This is a genomic window from cf. Phormidesmis sp. LEGE 11477 (assembly GCF_015207105.1).
GTDB lineage: Bacteria > Cyanobacteriota > Cyanobacteriia > Phormidesmidales > Phormidesmidaceae > Phormidesmis.
On sequence record NZ_JADEXO010000053.1, the window covers coordinates 1 to 16,703 of the forward strand.

General features: G+C 47.8%; 10 protein-coding genes. 2 read left to right on the forward strand and 8 right to left on the reverse strand.

Going from position 1 to position 16,703, the window contains the following annotated elements; translation table 11 throughout:
• The 4 genes from IQ256_RS15630 to IQ256_RS15645 form a co-directional block, all read right to left on the reverse strand.
• Positions 1 to 2,441, reverse strand: a 2,441-nt coding sequence (locus IQ256_RS15630) for a filamentous hemagglutinin N-terminal domain-containing protein (RefSeq protein WP_193856478.1), incomplete at its 3' end; no start/stop codon positions are given.
• A gap of 227 nt (positions 2,442 to 2,668) precedes the next feature.
• Entirely contained in the window at positions 2,669 to 3,589 is a 921-nt protein-coding gene (locus IQ256_RS15635; protein WP_193856479.1) for a DUF928 domain-containing protein, read from the reverse strand.
• A gap of 216 nt (positions 3,590 to 3,805) precedes the next feature.
• The gene (locus IQ256_RS15640; protein WP_193856480.1) at positions 3,806 to 6,865 is read right to left on the reverse strand and encodes a filamentous hemagglutinin N-terminal domain-containing protein; all 3,060 of its coding nucleotides are present in this window, start codon (positions 6,863 to 6,865) and stop codon (positions 3,806 to 3,808) included.
• A gap of 99 nt (positions 6,866 to 6,964) precedes the next feature.
• Positions 6,965 to 9,799, reverse strand: a complete 2,835-nt coding sequence (locus tag IQ256_RS15645; protein ID WP_193856481.1) for a CHAT domain-containing protein — start codon at positions 9,797 to 9,799, stop codon at positions 6,965 to 6,967.
• 175 nt (positions 9,800 to 9,974) lie between these two features.
• On the opposite strand from IQ256_RS15645, the gene IQ256_RS15650 reads away from it, so the two are divergent.
• Entirely contained in the window at positions 9,975 to 10,565 is a 591-nt protein-coding gene (locus IQ256_RS15650) for a type I restriction endonuclease subunit R (protein WP_228024932.1), read from the forward strand.
• 86 nt (positions 10,566 to 10,651) lie between these two features.
• On the opposite strand, the gene IQ256_RS15655 is transcribed toward IQ256_RS15650, so the two are convergent.
• Entirely contained in the window at positions 10,652 to 11,614 is a 963-nt protein-coding gene (locus tag IQ256_RS15655) for a hypothetical protein (protein ID WP_193856483.1), read from the reverse strand.
• 285 nt (positions 11,615 to 11,899) lie between these two features.
• Entirely contained in the window at positions 11,900 to 13,300 is a 1,401-nt protein-coding gene (locus IQ256_RS15660) for an ATP-binding protein (RefSeq protein ID WP_193856484.1), read from the reverse strand.
• Between the two features lie 463 nt (positions 13,301 to 13,763).
• Here IQ256_RS15660 and IQ256_RS15665 point away from each other — a divergent pair, with 463 nt between their 5' ends.
• Positions 13,764 to 13,958, forward strand: a complete 195-nt coding sequence (locus IQ256_RS15665; protein WP_193856485.1) for a hypothetical protein — start codon at positions 13,764 to 13,766, stop codon at positions 13,956 to 13,958.
• A gap of 95 nt (positions 13,959 to 14,053) precedes the next feature.
• Here IQ256_RS15665 and IQ256_RS15670 read toward each other — a convergent pair whose 3' ends face one another.
• Positions 14,054 to 15,637 (reverse strand): DUF4157 domain-containing protein, encoded by a 1,584-nt coding sequence (locus IQ256_RS15670; protein WP_193856486.1) that lies wholly within the window; start codon positions 15,635 to 15,637, stop codon positions 14,054 to 14,056.
• A 156-nt stretch (positions 15,638 to 15,793) separates the two neighbouring features.
• A complete protein-coding gene (locus IQ256_RS15675; protein ID WP_193856487.1) occupies positions 15,794 to 16,006 on the reverse strand; it encodes a tyrosine-type recombinase/integrase in 213 nt (70 codons plus the stop codon).
• Positions 16,007 to 16,703 lie beyond the last annotated feature (697 nt).

A 16,703-nucleotide genomic window follows, 5' to 3' on the forward strand; every position in this document is an offset into this window, starting at 1 on the left:
AAGTTAGGCGTATCAATCTCGATATCACCAGGTCTGCCCGCACCGCTGGCCTCGACGGAGATGATAGGGGCAAAGTCTTGCACGCCTTCGCCTAGAAAGACGGACTCGCTGGCGTTGATGGTGATGCTGCCGCCGTCGCCTGCGTTTGTTGTTTCGGCGAGAATGCGATCGCCTGCCCCCATGCTTAACCGAACCGCATCAATGAGAATATTTCCCGCCGCTCCAGCCGCGTTGGCATTGCTGCTGATTTGAGTATTGTCAAAGGTAATTTGACCAAGGCTACTAATGATGACATCTCCAGCCGTGCTGCCGCCGTTGGCGTCACTTTGAATCTCGATATTGCGAAGCGTGATGTTGCCTTTGCTATGGATAGTGGTGGTGCCAGCCTGTCCAACGTTGTCGAGGTTTAATTCGATTACTTCCCCTGGAAAAACCGGATTGGGAATCTCAACCTGTCCGGACGTTACTACGCTCAAATCGCTGACGGATGAGTCGCTGCTACTGCCTCGAATCACCACGTTTCCTGACGGTCCTGAATCGGACGTCGTCAGTACAGAAAGACCAGAGATAGTTGTCCCTTCGAGAATTACGTTTCCGCCCGCTGTGTTTCCATCTATCTGTTGTTGTCCGTTTTCAGTCACTGATACAGAGATAAGTGATGGATTATTATTGTCGCGAATGTTACCGCGAATGTTACCTTGCTGAGCAGTGATTGATATATCACCGCCGACTTGCGTATCACCAATTCTTGAAAATGAGAACGTATTGATATCATCTTCGATGGTAGCGTCTCCAGAAGTTGAAAAGATAGAAACTGCGCCGCCATTCCCACCGTAGCCATCATACGAGAACGAATACGAGTCCAAGCTTCCTTGAGCTGTGATATCACCAGAAGTTGAGGAGATAGAGATTGCGCCGCCATTCCCACCGTAGCCATCATCCGAGAACGAGATCGAGTCCAAGCTTTCTTGAGTTGTGATATCACCAGAAGTTGAGGAGATAGAGATTGCGCCGCCATTCCCACCGTAGCCATCACCCGAAGATGAGTATGAGTCCAAGCTTCCCTGAGCTGTGATATCACCAGAAGTTGAGGAGATAGAGATTGCGCCGCCATTCCCACCGTAGCCATCATACGAGAACGAGGATGAGTCCAAGCTTCCTTGAGTTGTGATGTCGCCAGAAGTTGAGGAGATAGAGATTCTGCCGCCATTCTCACTATTACCGTACGAGAACGAGGATGATTCTAAGCTTTCTTGAGTTGTGATATCACCAGAAGTTGAGGAGATAGAGATTGCGCCGCCATTCCCACTATCACCGTATGAGAACGAGGATGAGTACGAGTCCAAGCTTTCCTGGGTTGTGATATTACCAGAAGTTGAAGAGATAGAGATTCTGCCGCCATTCCCACTATCACCGTATGAGAACGAGGATAAGGAAGAATCTATGTTTCCTTGAGTCGTAATATCGCCAGAAATTGAGGAGATAACGATTGCGCCGCCATCAGCGCCCTCTACGCTGGAAGTGTCGATATTGTTCACAGTAATATCAGAACCAGCACCTTCGCCTACGGTCCGTAAAATGACCGCCTGGCCACTTACTAGCAAGTCCTCATCAGAACCTGTCCCGTCCGCAATCAGCGCTGTGTTCGGTCCCGTTGCAGTAATATCTCCGGTATTGATACTACCTTCAGCATCTACCTTCAGGGCACCGCCGACATAGTCGCTTAGCCTCACGCTGCCCGCTGCATCCACTAGCAAGCCACTGTTGTTTGTAATCTGTTCTGCCTGTAGCGTTACATCGCCGCCAGCCTCCAGCTTCCCTCCTAGCTGAAGTTGACTACCAAGCAGGGATAGGTCTTGCCCAGTTTCTAGTGTGCCTGTGCTAGTAATATTTTCCTGGGCTGTGTCGTTGAGCTGGATACCTAGCGGCACGCTGATACTCAGCAGCGACGTGTTCTCTGGCAGCGCACTAAACTCGCTACCGTCCGCGAACGCAAAGCTATTAGCAGTGCTAGCCGTGAACGAGCCGGGAATATCTAACTGCGCTTCTGAGCCGAACAGAACACCGTTCGGGTTTAGCAGGAATAAATTAGCCGTGCCATTAACGCCTAGCAGTCCATCAATAGTCGAGAGATTGTTGCCAGTGACGCGGCTGAGAATATTGTTAATTTCACTGGGGTTGGCAAAGTAGACAGACTCGCCCGCATCTATATTGAAGTCACTGAAGCTGTGGAAGAGATTTCCACCTCGCGCTGCGCCGCCTTCGATCAGCCGAACCGGGTTGTTATTGACGCCGCCGTTGCTAAGGGTAGAAGCTTCTGTGCCTAGGGTGCTGTCAGGAATGATTTGAGCAGAGGCGATCGCACCTTCAAAGACCACGCAGCCGCTAGTCACAGCGCCTAACAGATAGCCAAGGCATCTTCGAGCAGGTGAGTTAATCAACTTTTCTATCCTCTACGCTCTGTTATAGCCATATTGCTAGCACTGTCACAAGATGGCTAGTGAGCTAGCTTAGAGCATACCGCGTTCTATCGAGCCCTCTATTTGAGAACTGTCCTTTTTATGATGCCAGTGGTCTTAGCTTTGCGATGCTATCTTTTCCTGTGGACTGTCACCAATGATGCAACCGACCGCAGCAAAGCGGTATCGCCAACAGTCAAATCCTCAGTCTATCTAGCCAACTCGGCTGTGATGATGTTCATGATTGGCACAGTGGCGAGATCTTCTAAGCCGGAAGCTGTCATCAGATCGGCCCAGTTCTGATTAGCGGTACTGCTCTCAGGAGACTGATAGCGTTCTTCTGCTGTTAGCATCAGTAAGTTCTGCCAAAGTCCTTGGTCAGTGTAATACTCTAAACGTTCGTCAACGCTTCCACTAATCTCGTCTACTGCTACTCTATCTACAACGCCGCCGCGAACCAGGACGACATCTCTATCTGAATCCGCCGCACAGGTAATTGCCAGTCGCCACAGGTAGGTTTGGCCTGGGTTGAGCGGCGGGGCATCATCAGGCACCTTGATACCAACAATACCCGCTTCTTCGGAGATATCAAAGTCAACTTTGTAGATCTGGCGCTGAGCGCGAGACGCATTAGGATCTGCGTTGTCGACAAACAGCGTGCCTTTGGCATTAGAAAGTGCAGGCAAATTTAAGAAAAAAGTAGGGTGCGTGGAAGTTGTTGCGTAGGCAGTGATAGGCAGCAATAAGGGTGAAGTGGGTGAGATAGCAATGTCGGTGCTTTCTTCTATTCCCGTTGCAGTGCTTTCTTCCTCAAAAGAGGGGGTCAGCGGCATAAAAGCGTCTTGTTGCGGGCAGCTACCCCGAGAGAATCCACCTCTGCGGTAGCGGGAGGCTCTAACGCGGAATCGACCCCGGCGAAATCGGCTGAATCGACTGGCGAGCAATGTCGGGTTGGAAATTTCAGTCGCTGCGGGGGATAGCAGGCTGGGTTGGTTTAACAGATTGGATTGAGCTGATAGGTCGAGCTGGCTTAAAGAGCTAGCGGCTTGAGCTTGCAAAGGACTAGCTGACCATAGACCTATGCCTAGCGTCAGGAATGCTAAGCGCGATCGCGTTTTTCTTTTCATCATTTTCTTTCGCAGTTCTAGTGACTTGACACAGGCAATTTGATTTGGGTCGTTTGAAGCTGACAACTTCGATATATCGAGTTCGATACGTTTTCTTGGCTACTTCCTTTTATTACCTGGCTATTTCTTCAGTTTTACTATGGATCTAGCACGATTGTAGGTTTCTCTACGTTAAAACCAGCTATGGATCGTGACAGTTCTGTTGATCTTTATATAACCTTAAAGCTGATTGCTGCTGCTTGACCAGCCATGATGACAGAGGCTTTGGGTGATGATCAGGTGATCGCGATCGCCATTCGCCCAAGCCAAAGCCTCTTCTAGCGGTGCCTGTAGCTCTAGAGTAACCCAGTCTGATTCTGGGATAGTTGGCTTTAGCGGATCGGACGGGTTAGTGGGAACGCCTCCTCGACCCGCTATGCTCACTTGACTAGAAGCCGCTGGATCGTACAAACACTGAGAAATGATTTCATCAGGGATAGCTGCAAACTCTGTCGGTATATCTACTATTATTGAAACAATCTCAGTATCAGGATCAAAATCTTCTAAAATATCATCAATGTCAATGTCGTTTGAGCGATTGTCGGGTTCTGCTCTTTGCACTATAAATCCACTTAGATTTTCCCTGTCAAAGAGAACAGATCCGCTTCTACCTCCGGTTCCTCTATCACCTCTGACGATAATGTCATTGCCATCACTTCTGCCATCGTCATTGCCGTCTATTTCTGGGTTGCCACCGACGATCGATCCCACATCGACAATAGAGATATCTCCGCCAGTAGCACCGTTAAAGCCTTCTGCTATGATTTGGCTTTCGTTTGATAGATCTAGATTTCCAGAAACTCGTAGAACAATGTTACCGCTAGCGCCTTCAAATTCTCGCCCGATGGCCGAGCGAATATAGCCTGTGTTCAAAGCAAGCTGGTTTGCGGCAATTTCAATATTTTGACTAGTGCCTGATTGGGCGTTAATCGCAAGTTCTGATTCAGACTCGATAGCGATCGCATCTGCGCCTAGCGAGATCTGTCCAGCAATTGGACCACCAGCGATCGCGGCTGTCTCGATTCGACTGTTGTTTGTTAGAACAATCTGCGTCTGACGATCAATTGGGTCATTGTCTTCGTCTTCATCAGGATCTGGTGGGCTGAAGCGATCGTCTCCCAAGACTATGCTGCTGCCCCGGCTCGGTCCGCTAGCTGTAGTAGTTATAGTCGCGGCATCTAAGAGGATTTCATCACCAGAGAGCCTGATCGTCCCACCACCTCCACCGCTGTTGACGATACCTGTGATAGTGCTATCGATAATAGCAAGAGAAGACGGCTCTTCAATGCCTATCGCAGTAATATTGATATCACCGGAGCGACCTAACCCATCGGTGCGAGTGCTGATTTGAGTACCATTGATCAGGTTGATAGAATCAGCCCCGATCGCAATTTCTCCGCCTGTCCCGGTTGCCCCGCTTTCTACCGTAGTTTGCAGTAGAGCATTGTCTAATTCAACCGTATTAAATGCTGTCAACTCTATCTGTCCGCCCTCAGTCGCTGAGCCAGATGCAACAGTTGATTCGAGTACAAAATTTCTTATCTCGATTCTATTACCAGCTGTGAGCGTGATATCATCTCCACCAGTAGTCTCGATCCGATCAGGAAGGCTAGAATCTGTGCCAGCTAGAGTGATATCACTGCCCTGAATAGTCGTGTTTTGTCTAAACGTGACCGGGCGAACTGAGACTGCTCCCGCGCTTGAGGATTGCCCGATGATTAACTGATTAAATCCAGGTCCGATTCCTTGCAGTAGAGAATTTGTGATAGAAAGCGTATCTTCTGTTGTTTCACCAATTGAGATGTTTCGATCAAAATCAATAGGCTGAATGAACAACGTCCCTTCGCCTAAGATATTCAAATTGTCTGCAAGATCGATGGTATTGCCTTCTAGGATTAGATCGCCTGTGCCGCCTTCGATTTGATCGGTGATAGCGTTGCTGCTGCCATCTAGAAAACGAATGGTATCGCTGTCGTTGCCGCCAAGGATAGCTGCAATGCTGCCGTCGCTTTCTAGCGTGAAAGTATCGTTGCGATCGCGTCCATCCAAAATTTCAATCCCTGCAAAACTAAAGCCGTTCACCGTCCCTTGCCCCGTGCCAGTGACTATAAAGTCATCATTCTCGTTAGTCCCTTCAACCGTATCGGCACCAGCCTCGCCATTAATTGTGCCACTAGCAATCGTTCCACCGTTAAACGAAAAAGTGTCATCACCGTCGCCGCTACTAATATTGGCTGCTGTGTTACTGCTGTTGAAGTTGAAGATATCGTTGCCGAGATCGCCGTCAACAGTAGAAACGCTACCCCCTTCGAAGTTGAAAGTATCTTCACCGCCACCGCCCTCTACTGACTCGACGCTACTGCCATTTTCAAAATTGAAAGTATTATTCTGTTCGTCTCCAATCACATCACCTATTACTAAACTGCCATCTTGAAAGGTAACTATTCCAACAATAGAAATATCGCCGTCTACAGCCTCTACATTGCTACTGAGGCTGGTTTCTCCGATGGTGGATTCAAGCGTTATGTTGCTACCTGCTCTTAATGAACCAGGGCTAGTAACAGAGCCGCCGGATAGCGTTAAGTCCTCTCCAACTGCTAAGCCTGGGTTCATCAGGCTGGTTGAGCCAGCTAAGTTAGTGATGTCTCCTGGATTGTTGCCAAGCTGAATGCCCAGCGGAATGTTGATGGTCACCAAAGGGGAATCGTTCTCTGGGTCAACAGCGCTGAAGATACCATCTTCAGCGGTCAGCGCCTCGCCACCTGTGGCTACGAAAGAACCGCTAATATCTAGCTGAGCGTTTGGACCAAAGGCAATGCCGTTGGGGTTGATCAGGTACAGATTCGCGTTGCCATCTCCATCATTTACGCCGTATACCCCTAGCAGACCGTCAATATTAGATAAGTCGCTGCCAGTAACACGAGCTAGGATATCTAGAATACCTGCGGGATCAGCAAAATAGACCCGCTGTCCATCATTGACATTGAACTGTTCAAAGCTATGCAGTAGAAAGCTGTCGGACTGTCGAGTACCCCCTTCAATCGAGGTTGCAGGCTGTCCGCCGATGGTCGCACCAGGATTAAGCTGTGAAGGAGTATCTAGTGTTGCATCTAGGAGGATCTGAGCTGAGCTGCGTAGGCCAAGTACGGTCGCACTCTGGCCAACTGCGAGCAGCAAGCCTAGAAGTAAAGAAGAAAAAGCGAAAGAGTTTTGTGAGTAAGACACTTTGGGGCGATACATAATAGAACGTATCCGGTGGATGGACGGCTAGCTTTGAAAAGAGTGAATTGATCGACAGTGAATGATTAAAAGTTGGTTCAAAAAGGCTCCAGAGAATGGCTAAAGCCAGTTGCCTACCAGAACAAACGGCCCCCAGTAGCCGATATATTCTCCTTCTGGAGAGGTTTCGATAAATTCTTTTTGCGCTTTTTGCAGCGCCTTAGCTTTGCTGATGTTGCCATTGGCGAGCTCTCTATAGAAAGTTTCCATAATGATCGAGGTGGCGACGTCATCCGCCTGCCACAGGCTAGCGATGGTACTTTTGGCCCCGGATTGAACAACGATACCCGCAAAGCCAAGTGCGGCCCTGCCAGCACTATCGCTAATAGCCGTTTCACAAGCGCTGAGCACCAGTAGCTCGATCGGATTGTTTTGGTCGCGTCCGGTCCTTAGCCACTGACTAAGCTCGTTGACATAGATTCTTTGGTCGGAAGATAGGATAAAAGTATCTTCAATATCAGCAGAGAATTTGCCGTGCGTGGCTAGATGCACAATCGGCTTAGATGATTGGCTAAGCGATGTTTCTACCTGCTCTCTGGTGAACTGACTGTCAAAGAAGAACTGGGTAGGAATTTCTTCGGCGATCGCACCAATCTCAAGCTGAACGCCAGGCAGCGGTGGAAACGGCTCATTCTCAACGGTTTGCGTCAGACCGAAGGCGAGAGCGCCAGGGGCTTGATCTGGAGCAGGGCGAGTGTTGAGTAGCTGCAATCCAGGTGTAATCGCGATCGCATAGTCTTCTATTAGATAGCGATCGCCATCGAACAGCGTCGCCATCGATAGGTTCCGCATAAATCCATCCAAGACAAACACCAGCGTGTCTATCTGCTTTGCTGCTAGCTGCGATTGAAATTCAGCCGGGAACAGAAAATCGTAGAGCTGCTGAGAAGAGCCTAGAACAGAGAGATCGCTGATTCTTGCACCCTGCTCGATATCAGTGGATATGGCCTTGAGATCAGCCGTGCTGACATCAGCCTGATAAAACTCAAGTTGTTCCTTTCTGTTTTCTGGCTTTTCTATTAGCTGTTTGTTTTCTGCTTGTGGATTTACAGACTGCTGATTTCCAGGGAAATAGCTCACAATAGTTGCCAGCCGCCCTTCTAAAATAACTGGATAAAGAACTGCTGTATTGTCCACCAGTGAAATTTCATCAGTTGCTACCTGGGCGTTCAAACAAGCTGCTTTGAGATAGCTGTTTAACTCTTCAACTTGAAGCGATTCAATTACGTCGCGGGCCTGCTCTAGCTCGGTCTGACTGGGATTTTTACTTTCTAGCAAGAGATCGATCAATCGGCGATGGATGGGTTCTATGCTGGATTCAAAAGAGAATAAGAGTTCGGGATTGATGGTCACTAGATCGGTGCGTAGGCTTTTTAGCGTGTTGACTGCGCCCGTGTAGGCGGCGATCGCACCTGAGCGATCGTTCGCCGCTTCGGCCAGCTTTCCTAGCTGCTCGTACCAGCGATAGGTGATATCGGTGGCGTTGATCGATCGAGAAATTTGTAAGGCGTTTTCGGTGTAGGTAGCAGCTAGATTGATTTCACCTTTGGCCTGCATCAGCGTGCCTAGTGTGCCTTTGGCATAGGTGAGCGATCGCCGATCGTCGATAGACTGTGCTAATGTTTGCGCTTGTTCTAATATCGTTTGTAGCGCTGCTTGAGTCGGCGGTGGAGTCGTCTGAGGGATTTGAGATTGGACCTGATACTGGGCCTGAGCTGTGGTCAGTGCCAAGCCCTGCTGCGCTAGGTTGATGCGGGCGTAGATACCCGTTCTGTTGGTCGGAAACTGTTGGGGATTATCTAGATGAGAGTAAATGCTTTGCCATAGCTGCGCTGATTGTTCAAATAGCGGCTGCGTCTGTTCTATCTGCTTTTGGCTGGCATAGGCTGTGGCGACGCTAACCAAAAGCTGTAGCTGATTAAGCTGGGCGCGAACCCGATTTTCTGGAGAGACTGAGGACTGGCTGGCCTGCTGATAGTAGCTTTGGGCGGTTTGAACTTGCTCAGATAGAGCAGCAGTTTCTACGGGCGATGATGGCGGGTTGGCCAGAGTAGACTGAATGTCTGCTAAGACCAGGTTGCCAAGGGTGAGGCGGGCGATCGCAATGGCCTCTGTGTCGTCTAGCTGCTCAGCGACTGCCAAACTCTGTTGGGCAATTTCTGCGGCGGTAGGTAGCTGTGCAACGCTGGTTTCAGTCGGACTAGAGACGCCAATAGCTGCCGTTGCTAGGTCTCTAGAAAACTGTCCGCCTTCAATGACTTGAAAAGCTTCAGCCAAACTGTTGAGCGCCGTCACTTTGCTGAAGGAAGGCGTGGAATCATCCAGTATTTGCTGGTATAGCGGATAGAGAATCTCTGCAACTGCTCGCTGATGAAAGCCCAACGCCTGCAGCGCTCTGGCCTGCCGTAGCTGGGATTGCACGATGCCATCATTATCTTTTGCCTGACGGTAGCGTGCTTCTGAGCGTTGCCAGGTTCTAAAGGCAGCTTCGGGCTGTCCCTGAGCAAATTGCAACCGACCCTGTACGTTTAGAGTCTGCGCTAGAACAGTGTCGAAATGAGTCGGGTCAAATTCTCTTGGACTTTTCAGCAGCGACAGACTGGTATCAATAGACTCGTTCGCTGCGCTCCAGTCACCTAGCTGTCCATCGACTAACGCTAGATTGCTGAGGGTGAGGACTTGGCTGAGCGGATCATTTTGCGATCGCGCTATCTGCAATCCGCTTTCTAAAACCTGCTTGGCCTCAGTTAGTCGTCCTGCCTCGTACAGGGCTCGGCCCTGGGTCAGATCGACTGCAGCTTGAGCTAGATGGCCGCTACTGTGACAAAGCATGACAGTGACGCATACCGCCACGCTAAGTAACCACTGCCTATAGCGTCGCCACTGACCCCTCATCTAGCTGCTCCTGCATCTTTGTGCTTTTTGATCTATGGTTTTCGATCTATGCTTTCTGATATGGGCGCTCTTGAGCCCGCTATGCAGATAGTCCCCTTTTCTACTAAACCGCGTTTACCTCAGATTGAACTACTCACTTTTGAAAGCAATTTCAGCGGATACAACCCTGAATGATTTGAAGCAACGTTTGGGGTTGGTGCCAGCTCAGAGTCCTGATTTCTTTACTGAATGGAGCGAGGATTTACCAAGCCTGATGGCTCAAGAGGAAGCCAGCATAGAGCGGATTAAACAGCGCTACGATTATCACCGTGCCGATGGATTACTGCTCGAAGGGACTATCAATCTCATTGTTGCTGCTCCCTTGCTAGAGCTGCTGGGCTTTGTCGATCCGCCCTTTCGGCTCAAGTCGCCCTATGGTATTGCCCTAGAACTAGAAGATCCGATTGAAACTATTCGAGGTTTCATCGATGTGCTGGTTTTGCAGGATCGGCTTTGGATTTTGTCGGTCGAGTCAAAACGCACCAGCATTTCTGTCCCGGCAGCGTTTCCACATCTGTTAGCCTACATGGCGGCAAGCCCGGACCGACAGTTGCCTAACTATGGCATGGCAACCAATGGAGATGAGTTTGTTTTCTTGAAGCTAAGTGCCGAGAGTGAAGCCGAAAGTGAGTACGATACCTCTCGCTCTTTCTCGCTGTTTCCTCAACGCCACGAGCTGGGTCAGGTGGCTCAGATTCTCAAGTTTTTAGGTCAGAAGGTTTTATAAGAGTATTCAACGGTAGTTACCCATAGCCACGTAGATAAGTCTGTCTAGAAGAGTAGCTGGAAAATACGGCAGACTGACTAACCGTGCTACGGGCACAGTGCTCTAACCTGCCCTGCTTCGGCCCCACGACCGCAGATGTATCCTTTGCTCACAAAGCCAGAAATTGCCTCCGGGTCATAGAAAAGTCGATGAACCGTTGCCTGCACGCTATCATCAGCTATCCGTTCAATCCAATGAGCCATATAGCCACCGCCATTGCCCGGATAGTTGGTCACTAGCACTTCTACCCAGGGCCGCTCACTGCTGATGCCTTCCGGTATTTCTGGCGGCATTGTCCAAAAGTCGTTCTGAAGCCAGCTAGCCTGTTCTGCTAATGTTCGCACCATCGTGGGCAGCGGGTCACTGTCGCTAGCCCAAGGTGCCATTTCTAGCGAAACTGTCGATTCACCATTCCACTCCTGGACTTCAGGATTGTAGAGTACGCTGCAGCTTGTGCCTAGCCCACAAGTTGGACTCTCTGCAACAGCCGATGTGCTCATCTGAGTCGATTCAGAAAGCCAGTCTGCTGCTACGTTCATTACTGGAAGAAATTCCAAGTCGATATGCTGATGAGACGTGTTGTTATCAAGGATAGGATCAACATTCTCCTCACCGTAGCTACTCACTAGATCGCTATAGAGCGCAGGCGATAGATTGTAATGATCAACTTTGACTTGATAGAGCAAATCACCGTCTTGTTGAACCGGATAGAGCCGTAGGCGAATTCGCCAGGTTGGCACGGTTGGCACACCTCCCAGCCGAATCGCATATTCTAGCGGTCCCATGCTTTGAAAGTATCGAAAGTCCGACTCGCTGAGACTGTCTAAGCCATCAGGCGGGACTGAATTTAAGCTGGTTGAAGTAGGGGAGGATGTGGGAGGTTGAGATAGTACAGGTTCAGGCACGGGTTCAGCAGGAGAATTGGCATTCACATCATCGGCCCCTGTCGCACTACAGCCAAAGATACATAGGGGTAATGCGAGTGCTGCTGCCTGCCGCAAGATAGTCATAGTGAATAGAACTCCAACAAAGACGAACTGAGAATCTAATGTATCTGCTGATTGTTAAACTTTCCCGTACAACTGGTCAAACCATCAGCTTTAGTACTCTTTGGCACGTTAAAATCAATTTTCACAAGCAGACTATCAAGGAGTGAATGAGCAGTGTATCGATTCAAGTCAGACACAGATGCTGGGTACAGCGGCCTGAGCATCTACACTCAGTTGTGATAGGGTACACCCAATCCAACTAACCCCTAGCTTCCTAGCGAGGAAGCCAATGCTCTATGTGGCGACTCAGTTCTGGTAGGTCATACCCAAGTATCTCCGACTAGCTTTATCTTCTACCCGACCCTCTTTTTGCAGCTCTCGGCTGATACCTTCTAGCAGATCGTCTTCGTAGATTTTTTGAGGCGTTTGGGTGACTGCTTTGAGGCAAGCGTAGCGCAGCACGTTGATGATATTGCCACCAGTTAGCTCGTATTCAGTTGCTAACTTGTCAAAGTCTATCTCCTCAGCAATTTCAAAGGGTTTGTTGAGGAAGGTATCTCGCCATAATTGCAGCCGTTGCTCGGTATTAGGGATGGGAAAGTGGATCATGGATTGGAAGCGGCGGGCGAAGGCTTCATCTAGATGGGTACGCAGATTCGTTGCTAGGATGGCCAGACCTCTGTAGTCTTCAATTCGTTGCAATAGGTATGAGATTTCTTGATTGGCAGCACGGTCGTTGGAGTTTTGAGACTCAACCCGTTTGCCAAATAGAGAGTCTGCTTCGTCAAAGAACAGAATCCAATCTTGATGCTGGGCTCGATCGAAGAGTCTGGCTAGGTTCTTTTCGGTTTCTCCGATATATTTTGAAACCACTCTAGAGAGGTCGATTCTGAAGACAGGTAAACCAGACTTCTTTCCTAGTAAGCAGGCGGTCATGGTTTTGCCGGTGCCGGGTGGGCCGTAAAAGAGACTTCGAAATCCCGGTTTAATTCGCTGCTTTAAGTTCCAGCTATTCATCAGCAAATCTTTGTTTTGAATCCAGGTGAGGATATCGTCTATCTCTTGTCGGGTAGCGGGGTCGAGTACGAGGTCATCCCAGGCTAAGTCGGTGGTGATGCGCTGAGCAGGGAAGGCTGAGCTGAAGGTGGGGGTGTAGGATTGTCCGGTGATGATTCGCTGGCGATACTCGGGCGTGAGGTGAAGCGCGGCGGAGAGTGGAGGTTCGTTGGTGTGTTGATGATTGAGAGAGAGGATGCCCTGGGCGAATAAGCCTTGGTCGGGTTTGAACAGGCCATCGTAGTGGAGGCGAGCGGAGAGGTTGTCGTCTGCTAGCAAAAACATGGCGGTTTCGCAGGTGGGCAAAAAGCCGCCGTGGGCGTTGCCGATGAGTCCGCCGAATTCGGTGTAGCCGCGATCGAGGGATTGATTGCGAACTAGAAATGTATCGAGCAGGTTGGGTTTGATATGGGGGATTAGGCTGAGGATGAGTACCAGTCGTTCGGCGGGCTGTAGGTTGAGGGTTTGTAGGAGGTTGGCGTAGGATACATCCGTTTGGGGCAATGCTGGCGGGGGTATTACATTGAATACATTTCTTTCTGCTGATTTACCATCCGCACGCAGCTGAAATCGATGTTCTAGGATTTGGCTGAACCAGGTGAGTTCGCGATCAATGCAGTCTGCGTTTTGATTGGTTTTGGTTAAGTTCATAGTGGGTCAGTAATTGTCCAGTTCTCTATGACAATTCCGTTTATTCTTTCAAAATGCTTGGCATTGTTTGTCATGAGCACCATGTTGTTGACGAAGCACATGCTCCTATCGTAGTTCTTTGATTTGCCGATTGGTGTTTCGGCTATTGCGAAGTTCGTGAATGATTTGTTCTGCCGATAGCTTAAATTCCCAAGCATCGAAAGCATTTTTCATTGTATTAGGATCTTGTTGAAGATTTTGTCTGATGGATTGGGTGAGTCGCTCTATCAAGTCTAATTTCCAGCTTATATGCAGGCTTTCGATCAGACCCCAATAGCTATTCAATACGTGCGAATTAGATACTTTTGTAGTTGCAATGTGTGATTTTCTGATTTTTCAATGAGCGTCATTTATTAAACAAATATTGCTTATTATCGCCGAACTTAATTGCTCCGAGTGCTTTTCAAATTTGAGGGTGTGTGCTGTGGCGTTTAAACATGCCATTGTAGTGGAGGCGGGCGGAGAGGTTGTTATCTGCAAGCAAGAACATGGCGGTTTCGCAGGTGGGCAAAAAGCCGCCGTGGGCGTTGCCGATGAGTCCGCCGAATTCGGTATGGCCGCATCAAGGTTTTGGTTGCGGGTAACAATTAGGCTAAAAGACGTTTTTAATGGCTTTTAAGTTTTGTTATGGGCTATGAATAGTATTTGTGTATTTTGTAATCATCTACTTCAATAACTAGAAAAATGAAGATTGATTGAACACTCCTCATAATATTAGTGGAAGTTATCTAATATATTTATAATTTGCTTTATTGCTCGCTCCGCCCTTCCTATCCCCTTTTGATCCATTACACCTGAAGTTTTTCGGCCAGCAAGAATGTCAGCATAAGAAGTCTTATCCCAAGAACGATATCCAAATTCATCCTTCAATTTTCGATTTGACAAGCCCAATAGAAATTCCGAAGATTCATTCGTGGGATCAATAGTCTGAATATCAGGATATCGCAAATCTTCTTCATTAGACTCTTGACCGAACAACCTATAAATTTCATCCTTCTTGTCATAGTAACTCATTAGATCTCGATATGAGGAAGATGGGGAGATCACCTCCTTTCCACCATTTAAGGCGACTACCTCTACACTATTTGCCAAACTAGAGTTTCCCATATAAATGTATGATGCCATTAGGTGGTAACGCATTACAGTTAGTGTACGTCCACCAGCAGCATAATCAATTAAGAGTGGTTTTTTCCCATCGAGTTGAGCTGGCGATACATAGTTCATCATATAGTCACGCAGATTTTTTAATTGTCCCTCGACCAGAGATAATTTTTCCAAATCGCCAGAAAGAATCTTATCTACACGATCCAAGAATCCTTCATCGTCAACTTCACTAATGGGAAGAGTCAATAAGGTGAGCAAATCTTCTCCTTGATTTTGTATAAATCTTTGTCGGATGCATTCAATTATTAACAATGGGCTACTTCCTAGTGATATATACGCATATTCGTTCGGAGAATACTGTGTAGCCAATTTATATGACACTTCATTCAATCCTTCCATTTCCTCGGATGACCACGATAAGCCTTCGGTTACTTCAGACGCTACGGCAACATCTATAGCATCATGCTTATATATAACGAATTCTTTCCCAAAACGAACTTCATAACCATCTGTCTTTTCAGTGAATACTTTTCCCGTTTTCTTGTAATTAGGATCATTTCTATCAGTTACAATTACCTCTGTCCCTCTATTCAGCCCAGAGTCTGTTGACCTTTGTACGGTTGAAGTTCGACTTGTTTTTGGAGATTTTAAATCGGAACTTGTTTTACTGGAAGATGAAGCGTAATTTATAGCCGACAAAGACCTAAGCCCCATAACATCAGCTTCTTTCTCCAAGTCTACATCATCATTTATTTTGACATCGCCCTTCATTTGCATGGTGGGCTTTACTCTGCCTTGCTTTTGTTGCACCACATGCCATGCTTCATGAGGTAAATGCTTCTCTTGTCCAGAGGCTAAATGAATATCCGCTCCTTGAGCATAAGCGTGTGTTTGAAATTGAGCAGGTTTGCCGGAGTTGTAATGCACTTTTACATCATCCATAGAGTAACCAGAGAGGTTCTCAATACCTGTTTTTAGGTTGTCGGGTAAACCTGTGTTACTTTCTTTCTTTTGGATGGGCTGTTGTTGTGCAGAAAAACTGTTTGCCATCTCTTGCAGCTTTCTTTGTAGAACAGCTTCCGGCCGATTATCCACAAAGTGAAAAGTAGATGCACCACCGCTGTGCTTTTGAGCAACGGCATTAGCTACGGTTTTGTTTTTATTTTCCTTTGACTTCTCCACTTGCGTGTACATGTTTCGAACCTTTTTTATTTTCTTTAGTGGCTGTTATAGGCTCTTCTCAGTTGCCTATAACAATGCAAATAATCGATACTATTCCGTTTATTCTCACTGTGTCATTACTTAAAAGGTGCACATACATCGCTAAATCGGAGGTATATGTGCACCTTTTCAAATATCCATCTCATCCAGCGGTGACTTCAGATTTTCAAACCCCTTAGACGTAATATGGGTATAGATTTCCGTTGTCTTCGAACTACTATGACCTAGCAACGACTGGATATACCGCAGATCCGTTACTCGTTCTAGCAGATAGGTCGCAAAACTATGTTGCAGCGTACGTAAAGTTACCTCACATTTCTTGCAATACTCCCGCCGCAGCAACAGTGCCTTTTACAGCAGTAGCGTCAGCTACATAATCTTTTCGATTCTGACGATATCTACCATGCCTCTTATGTAACATAGTCTCCTGCTCCTGGTATCGAAACGGTTGAAATCTGTTCTCAGCTACCCATCATTGGTGTTTCGGCTATTGCGAAGTTCGTAAATGATTTGTTCCGTCGATAGCTCAGATTTCCAGGCACCAAAGGAATTTTTCATCGTATTGGAATTTTGTTGAAGATTTTGCCTGATGGATCGGGTGAGTCGCTCTATCAATTCTAATTTCCAACTGGTGTGCAGGCTGTCGAGTAGGCCCCAATAGCTATTCAATACATGCGAATTAGATGTTTTCATGATTGCAAGATGCGATTTTCTGATTTTTCAACGAGTGTTATTTATTGACTAAATATCGCTTATTGTAGTCGAACTCAATTGCTCCGCGTGCTCTTCAAATCTGAAGGTGTGCGCTGTGGCGTTGAAACATGCCATGGTAGTGGAGGCGGACGGAGAGGTTGTCGTCTGCTAGTAAAGACAGGGCTGTTTAGCAGGTGGGGGAAAAGCCGTCGTGTGCGTTGCCGATAAGTCTGCCGAATTCGGTGTAGCCGCATCAAGGTTTTAGTTGCGGGTAACAATCAGGCTAAAAAGCGTTTTAATGATTTTTATGTTTTGTTATGGATTGTTCTATTTCGTCCTCTTTCCT